The organism is Bowdeniella nasicola, from assembly GCF_001907295.1.
GTDB classification, from domain to species: domain Bacteria; phylum Actinomycetota; class Actinomycetes; order Actinomycetales; family Actinomycetaceae; genus Bowdeniella; species Bowdeniella nasicola.
This window is the reverse complement of record NZ_MQVR01000117.1, coordinates 1-4,276: the sequence shown is the minus strand read 5'-3', so window position 1 is coordinate 4,276 and position 4,276 is coordinate 1. Positions and strand designations below refer to the sequence as shown.

The following is a 4,276-nucleotide window of genomic DNA, read 5'->3' as shown; positions in this document are numbered from 1 at the left end:
GTGAGTTGTAGAAGATGAACTCGAGGATCACGCGGTGACCGCCCTGCTGTCCAGCACGACCACCCCGCTACACCACTATGAGGGACTCAACTACCACGTCACGGCAGTGACCTATCACGATGCGCCGCGGCGGGCACACTCGGTTGCTGCTCAGGGCGGGATCAATGCCGCACGTGGGCGCAAAGTCGACAACGACTCGTTTGGCCGTTTTGTCAAAGACACCGTTAAAGGTGGCGACTACCGCGGTCGCGAACGTGAGGTCTTTCGGTTAGCTGAAGAGTCGGCCCGAGTTATCGACCACATGAATGCACTCGGGGCTCCTTTTGCCCGCGAATATGGCGGTTCGCTTGACACGCGATCCTTTGGTGGCGTGCAGGTCTCACGGACGTACTACACCCGAGGGCAGACCGGCCAACAGCTACAAATAGCGGGTGCCGCAGCGCTCGGACAGCAGGTTGCTCGCGGTGCGCTCCGGTTACTCGTCCGTCACGAAATGGTTGATCTCATTGTGAAAGACGGTCGTGCCCAGGGAGTCATCGTTCGGAATCTGCTCACGGGTGAGTTGCAGCCGATCACCGCCCACGCGGTCGTGCTAGCTACCGGCGGGTACGGCAATATCTTTTACCATTCCACTCTAGCCAAGAACTCCAACGCCTCGGCATCATGGCGTGCCCACCGCCGCGGCGCATACCTCGCGATGCCGTCATTTATCCAGTTCCATCCGACAGCCCTACCCATCTCGACGCACTGGCAATCGAAATCGATCCTGATGAGTGAATCGCTTCGCAATGATGGACGGATTTGGGTGCCGGCCACTGCGGGCGATACCCGGGAGCCAAACGAAATCCCCGAAGATGAGCGCGACTATTACTTGGAGCGGAGATACCCAGCTTTTGGGAACCTCACTCCTCGAGATGTTGCCTCCCGTGCTGCGCGTGAACGAATTGATGCCGGCCATGGAGTCGGCCCTCTCAAGAACTCGGTCTACCTCGATTTCCGGGACGCACTGCAGCGTTACGGCAAGGAGACGATTAGCGCCCGATACGGGAACCTCTTCCACATGTATGAAGATGCCACCGGTGAAAACCCGTATGAGGTTCCGATGCGGATCGCTCCGGGGGCCCATTTCACCATGGGCGGACTTTGGTCTGATTACCAGCTCATGACCTCCATACCCGGACTGTTTGTCGCGGGTGAAGTCGGATCGAGCTATCACGGCGCCAACCGACTTGGTGCAAACTCCCTGCTGTCCGCCTGCGTAGATGGCTGGTTCACGATTCCATTCACCGTGCCGAACTACTTAGCCGACCACCTCGGGACGGAACCATTGCATGAGGATGACGAAGCCGTCCAGCAAACCCTCCATGACGCCTACGAACGCTTTGATCGCCTCCTCAACATCGGTGGCACCAAGCCCCCACTGTCATTCCACCGCGCTTTGGGAGAGATCCTTTACCGCGGGTGCGGAGTGAGTCGAGACCGAGAAGGATTGACCGACGCAATCGCTCAGATTCGCACGCTACGAGAGAACTTCTATAAGGACTTGAAGATCGCTGGATCAGCTAGCCGCATTAACCAGGAACTCGAGTACGCCGGGCGGGTTGAAGACTACCTTCAACTTGCGGAAGTGATGTGTGTCGATGCGCTCGATCGAGAAGAATCCTGCGGAGCCCATTTCCGCGTGGAGTATCAGAATGACGATGGCGAAGCGAAGCGCGACGACGAAAACTGGGCTCTCATCTCGGCCTGGCAGACAGGGAATTGGGAGGGCACCGCGAGCTTCACTCGCCATGTGGAGCCCCTAGAATTTGCCGCCGTGCCACTGCAAGTGAGGGATTACCGATGAAACTCATCGTGAGAGTGTGGCGACAAGAGGGCCCCGAGGACGCCGGTCAGTTCGAAACCCACGAGGTCAATGACCTCGAACCCTCGATGTCGATCCTTGAGCTTCTCGACAAGATGAACGATGACATCGTCACGGCGGGAGGCGATCCGGTCGTGTTCGAATCGGACTGCCGTGAGGGGATCTGCGGAGCGTGCGGGATCACGATCGATCGCCGAGCTCATGGCCCCGTGCCGCGGACCCCCGCCTGCCACCAACGCCTCGCGTCGTTTGACGACGGTCAGACGATCACCCTGGAACCATTTCGCTCCGCTGCCTATCCCGTCATCGCCGATCTCATGGTTGAACGTGGCTACCTGACCGATGTTCTCAATGTCGGTGGCGCCCCCAGTGTCGCTCCGGGAACTGCGCCAGACGCGGACAGCGACCGCATCACGCACGAAGATTCGGAACGTGCCCTCGATTTTGCTGCGTGTATCGGTTGCGGAGCCTGCGTTGCCGCATGCCCTAACGGTTCCGCCAATCTTTACGTCGGCGCCAAACTTGCCCATCTGTCCCTACTACCGATTCCCGCGAGCGAGCGAGGACGCAGAGCTCGCGAGATGATCGCCGAAATGGATCCGCATTTCGGCCCATGCTCCCTGCACGGGGAGTGTGCCGAAGTTTGCCCGGCGGATATTCCGCTGCTCGCGGTAAGTTACGTGAATCGCGAGCGGCTGCGTGCAGCAGTCCGGCAACACGATGATTAGAAGACACCTGTCAATTACGACACGAGAGAGTGCACCATATATGACCACACGGCTCGAAGAAGATCTGCTCGGTACCCGCGAAGTTCCCAGCGATGCCTACTACGGGATCCACACCCTCAGGGCGATCGAGAACTTCCCTATTTCCGGACGCCTCGTCCAAAGCGTGCCAGAGTTCGTGCGCGCGATGGCGCAGGTCAAGAAGGCCTCAGCGCTGGCAAACCAAGAGCTGGGCGCACTGCCCTTCGATATCGCGGACGCGATCATCGCGGGTTGCGACCAGCTGCTTGAGCACGATCGCTGCCTCGACCAATTTCCCATCGACCTGTTTCAAGGCGGCGCTGGCACCAGCGTCAACATGAACACGAACGAAGTCATCGCCAATCTTGCCTTGGAACACCTCGGCTATGACAAAGGCCGTTACGACATCATCAACCCCAACGATCACGTCAACAAGTCGCAGTCGACGAACGATGCGTATCCGACGGGACTGCGCCTCGCGATGTACGGCATGGTGCATGATCTCATGGGCCATATTCATGAGCTCGCGAACTCCTTCTTAGGCAAATCGAGGGAGTTCGAGCGCGTGTTGAAGATGGGACGCACCCAGCTCCAAGACGCTGTTCCGATGACCTTGGGACAGGAGTTCAAGGGGTTCGCGACAAACCTGGAAGAAGAGCTCGTAACACTTGAGCGCTGCTCCAACTACCTTCTCGGGGTCAACCTCGGAGCGACGGCGATCGGCACCGGATTGAACACACCCGATGGCTACGCGCACGTGGCAGCCGAGAAGCTGTCGGAGGTTACGGGACTGCCGATCACCTCGGCGCCCGATCTTGTGGAGGCCACCAGCGATAACGGCGACTACGTCCTCGTTCATGCGTGCTTGAAGCGGCTAGCTCACAAGCTGTCGAAGATCTCTAACGACCTTCGCCTCCTGTCCTCCGGCCCTCGGGCCGGCCTTAACGAAATCAACCTCCCGGAGATGCAAGCCGGTTCCTCCATCATGCCGGCCAAGGTCAACCCTGTGATCCCGGAGGTCGTCAACCAGGTGTGCTTCAAGGTGATCGGCAATGACATGACGGTCACCATGGCAGCCGAGGCAGGCCAGCTCCAGCTTAACGTCATGGAACCCGCGATGGCGGAAGCGATGTTTGAGTCGCTTCGGCTCCTTTCGGCAGCGAGTGACACGTTGCGGGAGCGGTGCGTCGACGGCATCACGGCCAATGAGGACAAGTGCCGTGCCTACGTCGAACAATCGATCGGTATCGTCACCTATCTCAACCCCATCATCGGGCACCATAACGGTGACCGGGTTGGTCGAGAGTGCGCGAAGACCGGCAAGTCTGTGAAGGAGGTTGTCGTCAAGATGGGTCTGCTCACCGAAGAACAGGTCGATGAGATTCTCACGACAGAGGCCTTCATGAAACCGAAGTACACCGGCAAGATCTACGCGCCTGACGAGCGCGGCTTGCCGACTACCTAACCACCACATACGCGGTAGCGGGCCACTGCCCCTGGGCAATGACGCTCAGCGGGCCGGCCCGTAGCCGATTTCACCACTGACCACGTGAGGATTCACTGTCATGATTTGGGGCCCTTCGGACTTGAGCGTGGGTTAGGTGCGTAGGCCTCCGCCGATCAGCAGCATTCTGAGGCGGTAGTTGGTGGGGTTGCGGAACCCTCT

General features: G+C 59.2%; 3 protein-coding genes. All 3 read left to right on the top strand.

Annotated features, from left to right (window positions below; all coding sequences use genetic code 11):
* Window positions 1-34: 34 nt before the first annotated feature.
* The 3 genes from BSZ39_RS12220 to aspA are packed head-to-tail and all read left to right on the top strand — an operon-like array spanning window position 35 to window position 4,075.
* Complete coding sequence (locus tag BSZ39_RS12220) at window positions 35-1,846, top strand: fumarate reductase/succinate dehydrogenase flavoprotein subunit (RefSeq protein ID WP_083603344.1); 1,812 nt, start codon at window positions 35-37, stop codon at window positions 1,844-1,846.
* The gene (locus tag BSZ39_RS12215) at window positions 1,843-2,592 is read left to right on the top strand and encodes a succinate dehydrogenase/fumarate reductase iron-sulfur subunit (protein ID WP_073717591.1); all 750 of its coding nucleotides are present in this window, start codon (window positions 1,843-1,845) and stop codon (window positions 2,590-2,592) included. The genes BSZ39_RS12220 and BSZ39_RS12215 overlap by 4 nt, the downstream gene beginning before the upstream one ends.
* A 40-nt stretch (window positions 2,593-2,632) precedes the next feature.
* Window positions 2,633-4,075: an aspartate ammonia-lyase gene (gene aspA / locus BSZ39_RS12210; protein ID WP_073717590.1), complete on the top strand. Its 1,443-nt coding sequence runs from the start codon at window positions 2,633-2,635 to the stop codon at window positions 4,073-4,075.
* Window positions 4,076-4,276 lie beyond the last annotated feature (201 nt).